This window comes from Brachyspira intermedia PWS/A (genome assembly GCF_000223215.1).
Taxonomy (GTDB): domain Bacteria; phylum Spirochaetota; class Brachyspiria; order Brachyspirales; family Brachyspiraceae; genus Brachyspira; species Brachyspira intermedia.
In genome coordinates this window covers 152,425-170,919 of record NC_017243.1, presented here as the reverse complement: position 1 = coordinate 170,919, position 18,495 = coordinate 152,425, and the positions used below count along the sequence as shown (strand labels likewise).

Sequence of the window (18,495 nt, the reverse complement as noted above, 5' to 3'; positions counted from 1 at the left end):
TAAAAATTGTTCGCTTTTATTGCTCTGCCAAGTAAACTTAGCAGACGCTCACAATTTTTATGGTCAGCTTTATAATATTTCATAATTTATTATTGCTAATAAAAATTGTTACCCCAAGAATAGCAATAATAAAAAACTATTTACACACCCCGCCCTTTATTCTTTATTATCTAATATGTAATTTTCACTTTATTTTATCTTTTTGCTTTATTATAAATTATAGCACCCGCCCAAGATTTTATTAAATTTATAGCCAATTCAGCACGCGTTTAGTTGGCTATATATTATAGAATAATACTTTAATAATAACTGTTTTTAAATATAATATCATCTAACCGCGTGTTAATAAAATTTGTTATTTAAAGAATTTTAATATATAATTCATAGACCATGGATAAAGAAAGCATAACAAATGCTGAAGAAAACTCTTATGACAAGCCCAATAATAATATAAGACCTCAAGGTTTTGATGACTTTTTGGGACAGAAAAATATAAAATCAAAATTGAAAGTCTTTATAGATAGTGCTAAGAAAAGAGATGTTTCTTTGGATCATATATTATTTTACGGTCCACCAGGACTTGGAAAAACTACATTAGCCCAAATAATAGCAAATGAAATGGGAAGCAATATAAAAGCCACATCAGCACCTATAATAGAGCGTCCAGGAGATTTGGCTTCTATACTCACTACTTTGGGTGAAAAAGATATACTATTCATAGATGAAATACATAGACTTAGAACCGTAGTTGAAGAAGTGCTTTATTCAGCTATGGAAGATTTTTTCGTAGATATAAAGGTGGGAGAAGGAACATCTGCTAAAAGTTTTAGAGTGAAATTACCGCATTTTACTTTGATAGGTGCTACAACAAGAAGCGGTTTATTAAGTACGCCTTTATATGATAGATTCGGAATAGTAGAAAGACTTGAATTTTATACCAATGAAGATTTGGCTAATATAGTAAAGAGAAGTTCAGAATTTCTTAATATAGATATCACAGATGAGGCTGCCATTTCAATAGCTTCAAGATCTAGAGGAACACCAAGGATAGTTAATAGGCTTTTAAGAAGAGTTTTTGACTTTGCCACCGTACATGATGTTTTAAAAATAGACGAAGAGTTTGCCTGTGATTCTCTTGAAAAATTAGGAATAGATAAAAACGGCTTTGAAGCACTTGACAAACTTTATTTAAATACTATTATTAAACATTATAACGGAGGTCCTGTAGGAGTTGATACTTTATCGGTATCTTTATCCGAACAGATAGAAACTATAGAAGATGTAATAGAGCCTTATCTTATACAATGCGGATTTATAAAAAGAACTCCAAAAGGAAGAGTTGCTACAAATAAGGCTTATGGTTATTTAAATCTTTCTTCAAAGTATGACGATAATTATGAAGAAGAAAGAGGATTATTTGATTTTTAAGGAGCTTACTATTTTAATTACAGACGATACTTTAACAAAAGAAAAAAAGTCCAATGCTCAGTTGGATAAATATTATTTGGAAGAAACTTCAAAAGATGTAAAAAATTTAGCTAAACAATTTGTAGGAAACTTCAAAGATGCTAATAAATCTGCTGATAATTCAAATTCCAGATTCGATATAAACTATAAGAAAAATGTTAAATTAACTCCTTCTTCAAGATATAAAGCCCCAAGAGCAAAAATAAAATTTAATAGAACTAAAAAAATACTTAATAAATTATATAATTCTACTTACGGAATAAGACATGTATTTAAATCAGTTGTAGGAGCTATTAAAAGAAAAGGTAATCATGAAAGAAGCATACTTATATTCTATGATGATGAAGAACATGGTGTTAGACTTCCTATCAATAATTTTATGATTTTATTTCTTGTATTAGTATTTTCTGCTTTGATTTATACTGGTTATGATGCATATATTAGACAGAAAGAAGCTAGAGAATTTTATAATACTCTCTCAGCAAGAGAAGCTAAAACTTATACATTAATAGAAGATTATAAAAAATCTCTTAATAGATTCTCTAAAGCATTAACTGAATATAATAATGTTATTAAATCTATATCTTATATTATAGATTACAATGATATGGGTACATTTAACAATAATAATGAATCCGGTAACATCGACAAAATGTTAAGCGAATTAGATTCATATCAGAAGAATATTCTTTCATTTATGGAAGTATCTCCAAAAATACATAAAGAAATTCCTTTAGGCTGGCCTGTTGCAGGAGGCGGAAGAATATCAAGCGGATTCGGTGCTAGACTTTCTCCTTTCAATCAGGAAAAAAGTTATCACTATGGTGTAGATATAGCAGGACCTTATGGTACTCCTATACTTGCAGTTGCTGATGGTACTGTTACATTTGCAGGATGGAGAAACGGATATGGTTGGTTTGTTCTAATTACCCATGCTAATGGTTATCAAACTGCATACGGACATAACTCTAAACTTCTTGTTGATTATGGTCAGAAGGTAAAAAGAGGCGAAAAAATAGCTTTAATAGGAAATACTGGAAGAACTACAGGAATACACTGCCATTTCGAGATTAGAGTTGGAGGAGATCATAAGAATCCTATGCCTTATTTGAGTGCTAGATTCTAATATTTATATTTTTATACTAAATCTATTACTCTAGTATTATATGAATGAACATGATTCTAAACAGAGATATTTAGGAGAATTCTATACTCCTTTAAATTTTGCTGAAAAATCTTTATCATATATATTTGATGTAATAGACAAAAAAGAATTAGAAAACGGCAATTATCGAATATGGGATATGTCCTCTGGTACAGGAAATTTAGAATATTATCTTGATGAGAAATATCATAAATATCTTTATATGTCTACAATAGATGAAAATGATATAGAATATTCTAAAGAAAAATTTAAAAATGCCTGCCTATTTCAATATGATTACCTTAATGATGATATAAAAGATAATGATTTTGAATATAATAAACTTCCTCAAAATCTTCAATATGATTTAAATAATAAAGACATAAAATGGATTATATTAATCAATCCTCCTTATGCCACAAGTCAGGTAGCAGGTACAAACTCTAAAAGCAAAAAAAATGTAAGCATAAGCAAGATTAGAGATTTGATGCATAAAGAAAAACTTGGCGATGCCTCAAGAGAATTATATGCTCAGTTTATGTTTAGAATACATAAAGAGTTTAGAAACAATGATAAAGTTTATCTTGCAATATTTTCTAAAACTAATTATATAAAATACAATAACAATGAAAAGTTTAGAAACAAGGTATGCAATTACAAATTTTTAAATGGCTTTATTTTCTCTTCATCTAATTTTGACAACACATCAAAAACTACACCATTTCCTGTAAGCTTTATAATTTGGGAAATAAATAATAATCATAATATAAAAACTGAAAATATTATTCTCGATGTTCTTGATGATAATTGCAATATAATAAATAAAAAAAGTTATAATGTAATAGAAAGTGATAATCTTCTTAACAAATGGATAAAAAGGATAAAAACTTCATCAACATTTGTACCGCTTTCATCAGCAATAAAAGTAAAAACATCAGGAAAAGATATAAGAGATAAAGTATGCGAAGGATTTATAGGTTCACTTATGAGCTGCGGAAGTGATTTGCAAAAACAAAATCTTACAGCAATATTTTCTGCTCCTCAGGCTTCTGCCGGCTCTCTTTCAATCACAAAAGAAAATTTTGAAAAAGCCATGATAATACATGCCGTTAGAAGAACTGCTAAAGTTGACTGGCTTAATGGAAGCGATCAATTTTGTATACCTAAAAATGAACTTAATAGAAAATTTATATTAGACTGTGTAGTATGGACTTTATTCTCTACTTCCAATCAAACATCCTCTATGGATAATATATTTTATAAAGATAAATACTACACTATCATAAATCATTTTTACCCTTTTGATTATAAAAAAGTATATTCAGGCTGTACTTTCTTCAAATACGATAATGAAAAAAGATTCTGCTTTGAATATTTAGAAAATAACAAAGACTATATATCTGATGAAGCATCTGAATTGATGAATAGTGCAGAAGAACTTTATAAATATTTTTATTCCAACATAGAAAAAATCAATAAAGAAAAATTCAAAATATCTTTATGGGACACTGGATTTTGGCAGATAAGAAAATCTCTTAAAGATGTTAAATTAGCTTCGGATATATTAAAAGAAATCAAGATCAAAAGAAACATACTAAAAAAGAAGATATCAGAAAATACAGATGATTTTATTTTTTAGTTTCATGTATTTTTTAAGTTTTATTATTTACTCACACACATAGCTTTTTTTATAATTAAAAGAATATTATATATACTCAATAAGCTAGTATATACTGAAAATTTTTAAGTTTGTCAATCAATGACTTTATGTAAAATTATCAACTTTTTTGCCGCACAAAAAAGTTGCAAAAAACGCAATTACTAGAACTTCATATTAAATATTATAAATAAATCCATCAAATGTAGAAAAAATCAAAAAAACTAAAGGGCGGGGTATGTAAATAAAGTTTTTAAATTTAATACTTGAAAACTATTTGTATTTATTATAATATTTCTATTATGGTTATTTTAAAAATGAAATTAAAAGGCGATAAGATACATATCAAAGTATCAGGCGGAGATGTATTCACTATACCAAAAAACGGACTCTATGAACTAGATTTATATGAGGGAATGGAACTTGAATACGATGAAATACCTCATATAAGATTCAGAGCTTTCGAGTCTGCCGCAAGAAAATCTGCAGTATCTATACTTAAACGCGGATTTATAAGCGAGGGTATGCTTAGAGAAAAACTCACAAAAAAAGGGCATAAAAAAAGATTCATAAGACATGCCGTAAATTACTGCAAAGAATATGATCTTATAGATGATAAAAGATTCGTAAAAATAGCTATTAATAGTTTAAAGCTTAAAGGCAAAAGCAAAAGACATATAATAGATTATTTAAAGAAAAATAAAGTAAAACCAAGTTTGATAGAAAAAGCACAAAACTCTATAAGCGATAGAATAGATGATAAAGCCTTAAAAGATGCTATAAGAAAATATTATAAACTATATGAACATAAAGAAAGAAAAGAAGATTATATTATAAAGACATTAATGCGTAAAGGTTTCAAATACGATAGAATCAAAACTCTAGTGAGAAAATATATAGATAAAAAAGAAAATTATAAAGAGTAATTATTGATTTGCTGGTTCTATTGCATAAGGAGAATGACCTGTTGTAGTTTTATCTATCTGCTCGGCTGCTTTTCCTCCTGTGCCTGTATATCTAGGTACATATTTTGAGGAATTAGCTGTCATATCATCTTCATATACTTGATATAGAATAATATTTTTATTTTTATCAATAAAGCCTATAGGGTCATACTCATAAAATTTTCTTTTTTGATGATAATGCTCTATAGCTTCAAAATCTGTAGGAAGAAGCTGACCTAATATATCAGAATATTTTGTTATTTTAGCATAAGCGAATATAAATTTACTGTATGTATCTATCGCTATAAGGTAATTATCTAGTTTAACCCCTGCTGTTCCTTCTGCTCTTATAAAGAAAAATCTCTTTATCCTTTCAGAAGAATTATAAAATCCATCAGAGCTTACTAAAGGGTTTTTACCATAACGATATACTGTCATAGGACTTATTGATAAAGGTCGATCAGGAAATAAAGGACTTTCTGTTGTATTTCCATCATCGCTAGCATCGAAAGTATATTCATCATAATCACTTTTAGTATTTTTTTTCCATTCTCTTCCATCATTTGGAATAAAGAAAGAATATACAGGAACAGTTGTAACTTCAAAACTTATCTTCATAAAATAATTATAAAGTTCATTTCCATTAAATTTATAATCTATTCTGTTCCAATCCTCTTTGCTATTAAAAGGATCTGTCGTATCATCTTTACTATATGAAGGCATATCTATATCTGGATAATTCTGATTTTTATTGGCATTATAATAATACTTTGATCTTGAATTAAAAGGATTCATGCAGGAGCATAAAAAAGCTGTAATTATCACTAGATATAGTATGTTCTTCATATAAAAAATTTAATTAATTAGCTTGATAGTTTAAAATAACATCTTTAATAGATGGATCAAACTTACCATCATCTATTATATCTATATCAACTGAAGCACCTAAAGTTTTATCTGTTCCAGATTTAAATGTTATTTGTACTTGTGCACTTGCAGGATTACCTCCAAGTTTAATAGTAGCATTAAAAGGTCCAAAAGTTGTTGATTTTGAAGTAGAATCTCCTACATTTATAGGATTACTTTGATCTAAACTTTCTTCATTATTAACTTTCAATGATGTTAAACTTCCTGTATTATTAAGAATCATTTCCAATGACATATTGTTTATTTGAGCAATTGTGCCTGTATATTTTCCTGCTCTTTCTGAAAGAGGAATATTGTTACTGTTGTCGTTTGGATTATTAGGATTTTTTTCAGCACATGATGATATAATAAATGCTGACAAAATTAAACTTAATAAAATAGCTGTTTTTTTCATATTGCTTTACTCCAATTATTAATATTATTTTAACTAGAACATATTAAAATAACATACATAAAAACTCAATATAAAAAATATATGAATTTAGTAAAATGTATTTCTTTTTATTTGTAAAATATGTATAAAAATCATTTTTGTATAAAATGTATTATTATTTTTTATTATTAAAAAGACATTGTATAAAAAGTGTTTATTTTTTATATTTAAATATATTTGATTAGTTGAATTTTATTTAAAATAAACTACAATTCTTCAAAAATGTAGGGAGTAAAAATTTATGATTAAAAAAATATCTATTTTAATTTTGTCTATGATAATTATTATATCATGTTCAAAAAACAACCCAAATAACCCAACAGATAATAAGCTTCCACTTAGAACAACATCTGTTAATTTTGATGAAGTATTTTTAAAATTTGAAACAGACAATAAGACTGTACCAACATTCACATTCTTCAAAGATGACGGAACAGCTGCTACAGGTCCTAGACAATGGACAGCAGATAATGATGGTACTAATACATGCTATATTTACAATGCCCCAGACGGAGAAAGCGGAAACCAAATGCCTTCTGAACAGCCAAGTAAACCATTCCCAATAAATGGACTAAAAGTATATGTATATAGAGGAATTAATCCTTTTGAAAAAGTAATAAGAAATGATATAGAAAAACAATTCTATTTCTATAGGTATATAGGTAAACTTGTCATCGTAGCTGGAATGCTAGAAGTTGATTTAGACAATTTCTTAGTGGCTGTTGATACAAAAACAGGATATGTATTCCCTTATGCTGTACCTGAAAAATGGAGTGCTTTAGGATCACCTGCAGGTTGGATATCCGCTGAATTAGGAAGAACTGGAGATCCTAATGGAGGAGCAGATATAACTTTTGAAGCTCATAAATTCTGGCAGTATGACCCTATAGGTGTAGTTAATGATGACGGTACTGTTACTTTATATGATTTCTATATTACTGCTCAAGGAAATAGTGATTACAAACCTAGATATACAGGTACTTCACCTTACAGAGATATACAATAATAAATAATTATCTGTTCTTATATAATAAAAAAGATGCTGTTATCTCACGGCATCTTTTTTTATCTCTCAAAAAACAATATTAAATATTGAATTATAAAAACAAAAATAATATAATATAAAAAATATTCATTTGAGTAGGATTTAATTATATGATTGACAATAAAGTTAAAGAGCTTGCAAGAAAAATAGAAACTGAATCAAAAAAGCTGGATAAAAAATAAAGGATATTGAAAAAATTAAATCATCTATAACTAAAGATTTAAAAAAGAATGTTAAAGAATTAAAAACAAATCAATTAAAAAAACTTCAGGAAGAAAAGAAAAATATTACAGATAAAGTAAAAGAAATGAAATCTAATCTTCTAAATGCAAAAAAAGATAATACCACAAAAGAAGTAAGTAAAAAAATAGATGAAAAAAAGAAAGATATAGAAAACAGTCAAAATAAAAAGCCTATAGATAAAACAGCAAAAAAAATCATGAATATGATGGCTTTATACAATAAGAATGCCAATAAAAAACTTATTGAAATTCTTCTTACAGTCAAAGAAGAAGATTTAATAAAAGAAACTAATGCATATTTCAAATCTGTGCTTGGAACATTTAAACATATTATTCAATGCGATATATATTTCTTTAATGTATACAGAAAATATTCAAGCAAAAAGAAAATAGAAAATGAAGATATATTAAACTATCTAAATGAAGATTTTACTTTCAATATAAATATAGATGAAGATTTAAACAGTTTAATAGATATAAGAAAAAAATTAGATGATGTTATAATAGCTATTGTTAATAGTATAGAAGATTTTAATATATCAGGAAAAGTAATTATTCCTAATGCGGTAATAAAAAAGCCTAGATACCATTTGATAATGCATGCCTTAAATCATGCCACTCATCATAGAGGAGAGATTTCTGTAATGCTTGATCAAATGGAATATAAAAACGATTATTCAAATTTAATGACTATGATATAAAAAATTAATATATACTGAAACGATTTCATTTTGCCGACTATTGCATATTATATAATTATTATCAACTTTTTTGACGCACAAAAAAGTTGCAAAAAACGCAAGTGCTACAACCTTATATTATTACAATATGTATTAAACGTATGGTAATACCTAAAATTTAGGTTAAAAATGCAGTTCTTTTGGTTCTCGCCTGCCGTAGGCACACTTCGTGAGGCGGGCTTCGCCTTATATCAATAAAAGAACTGGGGGTGTGGGGACTAGTCCCCACAAATAACTTAAATTAAAAATTGTGTATTTAAGAAACTTTAAAATTTTCAGTATATAATAAAACAGATATGCAAATAAATACATGCATATCTGTTTTTTATTTAATTAATAACAAAGATTATTTTAAAAGACCTAATATATATAAAACAAGATCATTAAAATCAAGATTTATATGCTTGGCCATTGCAGGTATGTCAGAAGTATTTGTCATACCTCCTTGAGTGTTTACTTCCATAAGATAAACTTCATTATCATCGCCAACTATAGCATCTATTCTTGAAAGTCCGCTGCAGCCTAAAACTCTATAAGCCTTCTTACATGTTTCTACCACTTTGTTTTCCATTTCTTTTGATAATTTGGCAGGCATTTCCATTTCTGTTTTTCCTGGTGTATATTTTGCCTCATAATCGTATATTTCATTTTTAGGATTTATTCCTAGTATTGGAAAGACATAAGTATTATCATCATCTTGTTTTACTAATCCAACTGTAATTTCTTTTCCTTTTATATAAGGCTCTAAGAAATAATTTTGAATATCTTTTATATCTTTTACTACATTTTCAAATTCTGATTTCGTCTTTATCAAATGAACTCCTACACTTGAACCATCTGATATAGGCTTTAATATTATAGGGAAATTAAAAGAAAGTAGGCTTCCTTTCACATTATTATCATTAATCTCTTTAACATCTTTAAGAAGCATAAAATCTGCAGTAGATACATTTGATGACTTCCATATTCTTTTTGTATAAACCTTATTCATACAAACGGCACTAACTAAAATATTTTCGCCTGTATATTTAATATTAAGACTCTCCAAAAGTCCCTGAATAGTTCCATCCTCTCCTGATGTGCCATGCAAAATATTATAGCAGTATTCAATATTATTTTCTTTCAATGTTTTTACTAATTCATAAGAATCTTTAACATCTATTAAAATACAATTATCTTTAATTTCATCAAAGCTAGTTAATGCCTTATAAACATTCTGTCCGCTTCTAAGTGAAACTTCTCTCTCAGAGCTTAATCCGCCATGCAAAACTGCTATTTTTTTATTTTTAAACCTATTTAAAATATTTTGTTTTAATTCGCTATTTAATATCATTTTGTATACCTATTATATTTTAATTGTATTTATCAAAAAATAATCTTAATTCTAATATATCGTATAAATTTATATTTTGATAATGAAATTTTTAAATCTCATAATTATTTTAATATGAAAATAGTTATAAATTACCATTTACTTTATTATAAATAAGGTTTATTATATAGAACACTATGAACGCTGATTTGAATAATAATATAGTAAAAAATTCTGTTTCTAAGATAAGTGCGGTTATATGCATAATATGTGCTAGTTCTGCAATAGCTGTCTTAGTGCTTTTAATAATTAATTCTAAAACTGCAAGAGAAATTACCTCATTTTCTTTATACTCAAGTTTTTTAACAATATTTTATATAATAAATTCAATATATCATTTTTTCCCTTTTAACAATAAAGCCAAAAAGGTTTTTTATATATTATCACATGCTTTTTTTATTATGATGATATGGGGTATATATATTCCTCCATGTTTAATTTCATTACAAAACGGATGGGGCTGGAGTTTCTTTGGAATTATTACAGGGCTTTGTGCATTAGGTATTACTTTAAGAAGCGTATTTGGATACAGATGGCGTGGTGCTACTGAAACAATATATTATTTTTTATTAAATTGGGTTTGGCTCATAGCTATATCAAAAATAGCCGCAGCCGTTGGTGAATACGGAGCTATATTATATTTAACCGGATTTCTTCTTTTAAATATAGCAATGGTATTTTACAGGCTTGCTATGTATGAAGCGAATAGAAGATATACTTTATTTTTACCTTTATTTTATTCGCTTTTAATAATATCTAATGTATGCCATGCAGTTTTTATGTTTAGATATGTTGCTAACATTTTCTAATTTTGTTAAAAATACATATTGATTTGGAGGAGATAAAATATGATTAAAGAAAGACTAAGCGACTATATTCAAAATACTATAAAAGAAAATTGGGATATTAATGCATTAGTTGATTACGGCACTAATAATATACTAAAATATTCTGATATAGCCAAAAATATTCTAAAAATACATACAGGTTTTAAAAAGCTTGATATACATAAAGGTGAAAAAATAGCCCTATGCGGTGCTAACTCTGTTAATTGGGCTTTAACATATATATCTATAGTAAGCTATGGAGCTGTGGTTGTTCCTATACTCGTAGACTTTTCAAAAGAAGATATAGCGTCTATATTAAAAGATTCAGGAGTGAAGTTTTTATTTGCAGACTCAAACATATTAAAAGGAATTGACTCTAATAGTTTATCGCTTCTTACTAAATCTTTTCATTTAAATAATTTCGATACATTTACTATAGAAGAAGAAAATACAAAAGAAAAAAGTGAAGAAAAAAAAGAAAGTAATAAAAAAATAGAAAATATATTCAGCGATATAGAAATTGGAGATATAAAAAAAGAAGATTTTAATCTTACTATATTTGAAAATGACACTTTGGCTACTATAATATATACTTCAGGAACTACAGGATTCAGTAAAGGTGTTATGCTTAATCATAATTCATTAGCTGCTAATATAAGATTTGCTATTAATAATATGCCTATAAAGCCTAATGATCATATACTTTCTTTCCTTCCTCTTGCCCATGTATTCGGATGTTTATTCGACTTTTTATTTCCATTTTCAAGAGGAGCATGCATATATATGCTTAATGCTATACCTAGTCCTAATATATTACTTAAAGCATTCGATGAGGTAAAACCTAATCTTATATTGATGGTTCCTCTTATCATAGAAAAAATTTACCTTAAAAAAATACTTCCTACTATAAGCAAGCCTTTAATTGCTAATTTATTAAAACTGCCTATTATATCATCTATACTAAAATCAAAAATAAGAAACACACTTACACAATCTTTCGGAGGAAATTTCCACGAGGTTATAATAGGAGGAAGTGCTTTAAATAGCGATGTAGAAAAATTTCTTATGGATATAGGTTTTAAATTCACAGTAGGATATGGTATGACTGAATGCGGACCTTTAATAAGTTATGGCCCTTGGGATAAGCATGTACCTAGAAGCTGCGGATGCATAATAGACACTTTAGAAGTAAAAATAGATGCTGAAAAAGAAGGTGATGTAGGTGAGATTATGGTTAAGGGTGAAAATGTTATGCTTGGCTATTATAAAAACTACAAGGCCACCGCAGATGTACTTTCTAAAGATGGATGGCTTAGAACTGGGGATTTAGGTGTGCTTGGTGAAAACAATAGAATATTTATCAGAGGAAGAAGCAAGAATATGCTGCTTGGTGCCAGCGGACAGAATATTTATCCTGAAGAGATTGAAAGTAAGTTAAATGCTATGCCTTATATATTAGAGTCTTTAGTTTTACAAAGAGATAATAAACTTCATGCTTTACTATATTTGGATGCTGAAAGAATCAGAGATGAAAAATTAAGCGAAGAAGAAGTTAATAAACTTATAGAAAACAACAGAATAGAAGTTAATAAATTACTTCCTGAATTTGGAAGGATATCAGGATTCACCATTCAAAAAGAAGAGTTTATAAAAAATCCTACTAAAAAGATAAAAAGATTCTTATACAAATAAAAATTATAAATAAAGGGTTTGATAAATATTTATCAAGCCTTTTATTTTGATCCCACCCTTTAGGCTTTTTAATTCTATTTGTCATTTCAGCATTATTTTTCTTCTTAATCTTAATCTGTTATTTTAGCTGCCCACCCAAGCGTTTTTTAATTTGCTGCTTCCACACCGCACGCAGAGCAAAGTTTTAAACTTATGATTAATTAAAAATAGTAATTTAAATAATAAATAAAAATTAGCTAACCGTGCGTTGATGATAATTTTAAAGCTAATCAAAACTTGGGCGGGTGCTGTAATTTCTAATTTGGCTTTAAATATAATTAAAACTAAAATTTAAAATATAGTAGAAAACTTTAAATGGCGGGGTATGTAAGTGAAATTTTAAAAATAAAATTATAATTTTTTATATAAAAATTATTAAAAAATATAAATCATTAGGAACTTTCAATTGTATAATTCGTCTAATAAAGCAAATACAACATTTAATTAAAAGAGAGGTTTATTATGAAACGTATTTTTAGCATTATTTTATTCACAGTTATATTATCAGTATCAGTATATGCCAAAGAAAAAAGATATGACTGGAAAGATTATAACGGAAAATGCAATTATGAATATTTTATTTATAATGAAGCAGGACTTACACAGGCGCAATTAACAGAAGTTATGAAACTAAAATCAGAATATCAATCAAGATTCCATGACTTAAAAGAAAAAATTTATTTAGAAAAAACTAAAATGGATTTGGAAATGTCTAAAAAAAATTCTGATCCTAATATTATAAGTAATTCCATGAATTTAAATATTCAGTATTCAAAAGAACTTCAAGATTTAGCAGATGAATTTTTAGCAAAATATAATGATATAAAAAACAATACTTATTAAAAAACTACCTTAAAATAAAAAATAGAGATGTAATTAATTTTATATCTCTATTTTTTATTTAAAATTTGTATTATTATATTTAAGTATATTTAATTTATTTTTATATTGTACATTATCATAAAAATAAAATCCGCATAATCCAAAATGTATAGCATTAAAATAAGTATTAGAATAAAAATTTTTTCTGTATATATCTCCGCCTAATGTGCTTATATATCCTTTACCTTTTAAAAATAATTCTCTTCTGTTTTTCTTTTTCTCTCTTAGCCTTATTAAAGATTCACTATGACTTCTAAAAGCTCCGGCCGTAGATCTATGAAATGCAGAATTAAAATTAAAATCATTAAAAGCAAATATATTAGCATATATTATAACAAATAAAAAATAATTTTTTCAATATATTTCACCTCTCAATATTTTAATATATACTGTAATAAATATTTCCATTTTTATTTTTTATTTTCTCTAATATAAAACTTGTTTTGTTATGCATTCTCACACAATCAAATATTACAGTATTTCCTCTATGATCAATAATATCTTCTTCTTTACATTTACTGCATCCTACTGACATACTTTTCGGACAGAAAGCAAAGTTCATAGCAGGAATAAAACCTTCTTTTACAGATAAAGTATGTTTTAAATTTTTACCCGCTTCTATAGCAGATATAACAGTATCAATTCCTAACTTATATAAAAGATTCACACTGTAATTATTAATTGCATTAAGCCCAATGCCTGCCCATAATATAGCTTTTCCTTTTAATGCTTCAATATGTCCTAAATTATTGCATATTACTATCATATTATTTGTTTTTTCTACTATGCTTTTTATAACTTCAATGTCTTTATCAAATGTAACATGCGGTAAAAGTATACCATCTATTTTTTTAGCCTCAAAAAGCTTAATTATATTTTCATCATAAATATTTGGAAATAATATTTTTTTATCATAATGAATATCAGAATATAAATTAATTTTTTCTTCACTGTTTGCAATCAAAACTTTTATATCAGTGTTTGGGTAATTAATATTTTTTTCACAATCTTTATTATAATTAATTTTTTTAGACTGCATTAAAATATTTTCAAGTTTTTCAATTAGGCATCTTCTAGCTTCATTTAAAATTTTAACTGGTATAAAAGGATTTTTAAAATTTTCTTCAATGTTAATATTTTCAAATTCAAATACAGTGCCTCCAGTTTTTGAAAGAGAATTAAAAATATCTTCTTTAGTTGTTGCTTTAGTTTTAGCTTCCTGAAGTGTATAATCGCTTATATATTCTATATTGTTTAATCTATCATCATATTTGCTATTGACTATTAATTTTATTTTTTCATTATCATCAATATCATTAAAACCAATAATGCAATTTAAATCAAGAAGATGTTTAAAATGATCGCTTTCAATTATTTTGTCTGCTTCGTCCATTTGTAGTTTATCAGTGGTTCTGTAAACTTCATCGCCAATATTTACATTTTTTAAAACAGCTGAAAAACTTAAATTTCCTTTTGCTCTTTTGACCCTTACATTATCTTTATATAAATCAGAAATCTGCATTCCAACTTTTCCGCTTTCACCAAATGATAACCCGTCATAAACATTTAATTCTTTTTCTACTTTTATATATATTTTATTTTTCTTGTACGCTGTAACTTCTCCTATATACTCACCGTCATGACTAGGCTTGTAATTTTCAAATATATCTTTTGAATTATAATAATAACCTTGAGAGAATCCGCCTCTATTAAAAATCTTCATCAAATCTTCTCTATATTTTTCAATGGGTATATCTTTATTTTCTAAAGCTAAATCAATAGCATGTCTATATATTGAAGTTGTGATTGCAGCGTATTCGCTTCTTTTGGCACGTCCTTCAATTTTAAATGAAGTTATTCCGCTTTCAAGTAAATTTGGAATTATATCAATTGTCATTAAATCTTTAGTACTTAAAGGATAATCAGTTTTTCCTCCAGTATATTCCATTCTGCAAGGCTGGGCACATGCTCCGCGGTTTGCACTTCTTCCGCCATGCAAATAAGAATAAGCACACTGACCTGAAAAACTTACGCATAAAGCTCCATGCACAAAAGTTTCAAGTTCTATATCAGTATTATCTCTAATATATTTTATATTTTCTAAACTCATCTCACGAGCTAGAACCACTCTATCAATTCCTATACTCTTAAGTAGTTTTACACTCTCTAAATTATTACAAGACATTTGCGTACTTGCATGCATTGGAATTGTTAAATTATTTCTTACAATATCAATAACACCTAAGTCCTGAACGATAATGGCATCAGCTCCCAAATCCGAAACACTTTTTATTAATGGAAGTACTTTATCAATTTCATCGTTATAAACCAAAGTATTTACTGTTATATAAACATTAACATTTCTTAATTTTGCGAATTTTATATTTTCTTCAAGTACCTTTTCATCGAAGTTTTCAGCTGCCCCTACCCTAGCATTAAAACTTTTGGTACCGAAATATACAGCATCAGCTCCAGCATTAACAGCAGCCTTCAATCCTCTTTCATCGCCAACAGGTGCAAGCAGTTCTATTTTTCTTAAAAGCATATAAATTATATTCCTAATAAATTAATTACTTATATTGTATCTATTTTTTCCTTTTAAGTAAATAATAAAATATACTAAATACTAAGAATAAAAATATAATTATATGAGATATAACACTTATATAATTTGATATAGTAAACATTTTAGGAATCTTCCAATTCACACTTTGAAAACTTAAAAAATTATCCAGTGTGTTTTTATCATTTGTTGCAAAACCACTAAATTGTGGATATTCATCATTAAAAAATATTAAACTTCTTGGATCTGTGAAGTTATATTCTCCATTAATTATTTTATATGGGCTTCCTTCTTCCTTAGGTTTAAATGTTTCTAAACTATAACCATATATAGACTCATATGGTAATCTTGATGTATTCAAATTAGTAGTTGTTATAAAATCCTTTAAGTTTAGAAATTCTTTTTTATTATTTATATAAAATACTCTATATTGATTATGATTTAATTTTATATTTTTAAATATTGTCTTATCATCACGTATATTAACATTTATATATGCATTGTTATGTTCTTTAATATAGATGAATTTTTGTACATATAATAAGACAGATGATATAATAATAAATATTATTATTATATTCTTATAAGTATTTTTTATATTAATATTTTTTATTAGTAAGGCAAATACAAACAAAAATGGAATTATTAAAACGCTACTCATTCTTAAATGAATATTTACTGCTTTAAGAGTATTAAATACTGATCTTGTTAATCCATCTCCAAAAAAAATATCACAATATAAATAAATGAATATTAATATAAATATCAAATTAAATTTATATTTATTTATAAAATTAATCAATGATTTTTTTGAAAAGTAATTTTTTAACAAATTTATCATCATAAACAATCCAAATATAAAAACAACAGCTGGTAATCCTAAATCTGCCTCCCATACTTCTCCTATATATTGATGATCTATATTTATTCTCATATTTGAATTAGTTAAAAAAGAGTTTATATTTATTAGATTATAAAATGGGTATATAAATATATGAAGAATATTACTTAATAATAATTTAACATCATTAATATATAAACCATATGGGCCTCTATCTATTTTTGACCCAAAATAGATAGCTTGAATGAATTTGGATAATGATAATATAATTCCTAATGATACAGATAATAATATAGATATACATTGATATATAAATTTTTTATTTGGTTTAAAAAGAATTGAAGCAATTCCCAATAAACTAAAGCATGTAAAAAAAAATATTGTCTGCATAGCTCCTCCAAATATCATCATTGAAAAAGCTAATCCGCTTAATACAATTCTAGTAATATAGTTAAATCTATCAGTAAAAGATAACCATACTATAAAAGCAGTAAGAGGATGATATAAAAAAGCCCAATGTCCAACAGCTATATGGTGCATATAATATGATGTGCATAAAAATAAGGCAGCAGACATTAATGATATAATGAAAGGACATTTTAATATATCTTTAACTGCATAATAAAAAGAAATAAAACCAATAAAAGAAAAAAGAAAAGTTAATAGTAAATACGAATCCCAAAATGATAAAAAATACCTTACAAAATAAAATATAGAATATTGATCATACTGAGGATTAGCATAACTTATAATTCCTGCACCTATTAATGGTGAAGCAAATTCTGTACTAAATATACCATTATTTTTAGCATAAATTAATAATGAATATGCTCTAGGTATAATCATAGTGAAATCATGCCCTACTAATGGAAAACTGCAATTTAAAATAACTATATTTATTATACTGAATAAAATAGCAGACATATATAATATTAAATATTGTTTTTTATTACTTATAGAAAAAGAATTATGATAATTTTTATAATATATAAAAAAGTAATATAACAATATAAAAAATATAATACCTATATAATTGATAAAATATATTTTAAGCACATATTTAGATAATATTACAAAAATAACAAATAATAATAATGTATTAAATATTTTTATTTTTAGACTATTGCGATTATGTACAAATATTATAAAAGATAATAAAAAAACAAATAATATAAAAACGTATAATATAGTTTGCTTAAGCTTTAAAATATATGGTATATTATCTATACTTTTTGAATTAATTATTTCATAACTAATAAAGCTTCCAAAAGTACTTCCATTATTTTCAGTATTTATTTCTTTTAAAAAATTATTTTTACTTAAAACTTCATTTGTATATAAATAAACATCATAAATATCATTATTTTTAAATATGTTATTATAATATTTTAACTTATAATTATAAAAATATATTTTGATATTCTTATTTGTATATATACTTTCTACATCTTCAACATCTTTAATATTATTTAATTCTAATGTTTTTTGTATATCTAATTGAAAATCAGATAAATAACCAACTCTAGTTATTCTACCCAAAATATTTAATATTAAAAATAAAATACTTATTAATAAGAATGTTATGTAAATCCATTTTTTCATTTAAATTTATCTATTCCTCTAACATTTTTATTATCTTGATTTTTCTTTTTTATCAATTATATATTTTTTCTGATTATA

General features: G+C 26.0%; 14 protein-coding genes. 9 read left to right on the top strand and 5 right to left on the bottom strand.

The window, feature by feature from the left end; translation table 11 throughout:
- Window positions 1-390 precede the first annotated feature (390 nt).
- The 4 genes from ruvB to BINT_RS00805 all read left to right on the top strand — a co-directional run bounded on the left by ruvB (window position 391) and on the right by BINT_RS00805 (window position 5,194).
- Window positions 391-1,428: a Holliday junction branch migration DNA helicase RuvB gene (ruvB, locus tag BINT_RS00820; protein ID WP_014486656.1), complete on the top strand. Its 1,038-nt coding sequence runs from the start codon at window positions 391-393 to the stop codon at window positions 1,426-1,428.
- On the top strand, window positions 1,418-2,593 hold the full coding sequence (locus tag BINT_RS00815) for a M23 family metallopeptidase (RefSeq protein WP_041177547.1): 1,176 nt from the start codon (window positions 1,418-1,420) through the stop codon (window positions 2,591-2,593). Before ruvB ends, BINT_RS00815 begins: the two co-directional genes overlap by 11 nt.
- Window positions 2,594-2,633: 40 nt before the next feature.
- A complete protein-coding gene (locus BINT_RS00810) occupies window positions 2,634-4,250 on the top strand; it encodes a hypothetical protein (RefSeq protein ID WP_014486654.1) in 1,617 nt (538 codons plus the stop codon).
- A 335-nt stretch (window positions 4,251-4,585) separates the two neighbouring features.
- The gene (locus tag BINT_RS00805) at window positions 4,586-5,194 is read left to right on the top strand and encodes a regulatory protein RecX (protein ID WP_014486653.1); all 609 of its coding nucleotides are present in this window, start codon (window positions 4,586-4,588) and stop codon (window positions 5,192-5,194) included.
- Here BINT_RS00805 and BINT_RS00800 read toward each other — a convergent pair whose 3' ends face one another.
- Together BINT_RS00800 and BINT_RS00795 are read right to left on the bottom strand one after the other, a co-directional pair.
- Window positions 5,195-6,058: a hypothetical protein gene (locus tag BINT_RS00800; protein ID WP_234944341.1), complete on the bottom strand. Its 864-nt coding sequence runs from the start codon at window positions 6,056-6,058 to the stop codon at window positions 5,195-5,197. It abuts the gene before it with no gap.
- 13 nt (window positions 6,059-6,071) lie between these two features.
- Window positions 6,072-6,533 carry a hypothetical protein gene (locus tag BINT_RS00795; protein ID WP_014486651.1) on the bottom strand — a complete coding sequence of 154 codons (462 nt, stop codon included), beginning with the start codon at window positions 6,531-6,533 and terminating at the stop codon, window positions 6,072-6,074.
- A 280-nt stretch (window positions 6,534-6,813) separates the two neighbouring features.
- On the opposite strand from BINT_RS00795, the gene BINT_RS00790 reads away from it, so the two are divergent.
- Window positions 6,814-7,578, top strand: a complete 765-nt coding sequence (locus BINT_RS00790) for a hypothetical protein (RefSeq protein WP_148258769.1) — start codon at window positions 6,814-6,816, stop codon at window positions 7,576-7,578.
- A gap of 346 nt (window positions 7,579-7,924) precedes the next feature.
- A complete protein-coding gene (locus BINT_RS00785) occupies window positions 7,925-8,560 on the top strand; it encodes a DinB family protein (protein WP_014486649.1) in 636 nt (211 codons plus the stop codon).
- A gap of 385 nt (window positions 8,561-8,945) precedes the next feature.
- Here the strand turns inward: BINT_RS00785 and BINT_RS00780 are convergent, their stop codons facing one another.
- Entirely contained in the window at window positions 8,946-9,932 is a 987-nt protein-coding gene (locus BINT_RS00780) for a D-alanine--D-alanine ligase family protein (RefSeq protein WP_014486648.1), read from the bottom strand.
- 176 nt (window positions 9,933-10,108) lie between these two features.
- On the opposite strand from BINT_RS00780, the gene BINT_RS00775 reads away from it, so the two are divergent.
- The 3 genes from BINT_RS00775 (at window position 10,109) to BINT_RS00765 (ending at window position 13,372) form a co-directional block, all read left to right on the top strand.
- Complete coding sequence (locus tag BINT_RS00775; RefSeq protein WP_014486647.1) at window positions 10,109-10,780, top strand: PAQR family membrane homeostasis protein; 672 nt, start codon at window positions 10,109-10,111, stop codon at window positions 10,778-10,780.
- A 39-nt stretch (window positions 10,781-10,819) separates the two neighbouring features.
- Window positions 10,820-12,490, top strand: coding sequence for an AMP-binding protein (locus BINT_RS00770; protein ID WP_014486646.1), 1,671 nt, complete (start codon window positions 10,820-10,822; stop codon window positions 12,488-12,490).
- Window positions 12,491-12,991: 501 nt separating this feature from the next.
- Entirely contained in the window at window positions 12,992-13,372 is a 381-nt protein-coding gene (locus BINT_RS00765) for a hypothetical protein (protein ID WP_014486645.1), read from the top strand.
- A 418-nt stretch (window positions 13,373-13,790) separates the two neighbouring features.
- On the opposite strand, the gene BINT_RS00760 is transcribed toward BINT_RS00765, so the two are convergent.
- Window positions 13,791-15,956 carry a peptidase U32 family protein gene (locus BINT_RS00760; RefSeq protein ID WP_014486644.1) on the bottom strand — a complete coding sequence of 722 codons (2,166 nt, stop codon included), beginning with the start codon at window positions 15,954-15,956 and terminating at the stop codon, window positions 13,791-13,793.
- A gap of 40 nt (window positions 15,957-15,996) precedes the next feature.
- Window positions 15,997-18,417: a hypothetical protein gene (locus tag BINT_RS00755; protein ID WP_014486643.1), complete on the bottom strand. Its 2,421-nt coding sequence runs from the start codon at window positions 18,415-18,417 to the stop codon at window positions 15,997-15,999.
- Between the last annotated feature and the right edge of the window lie 78 nt (window positions 18,418-18,495).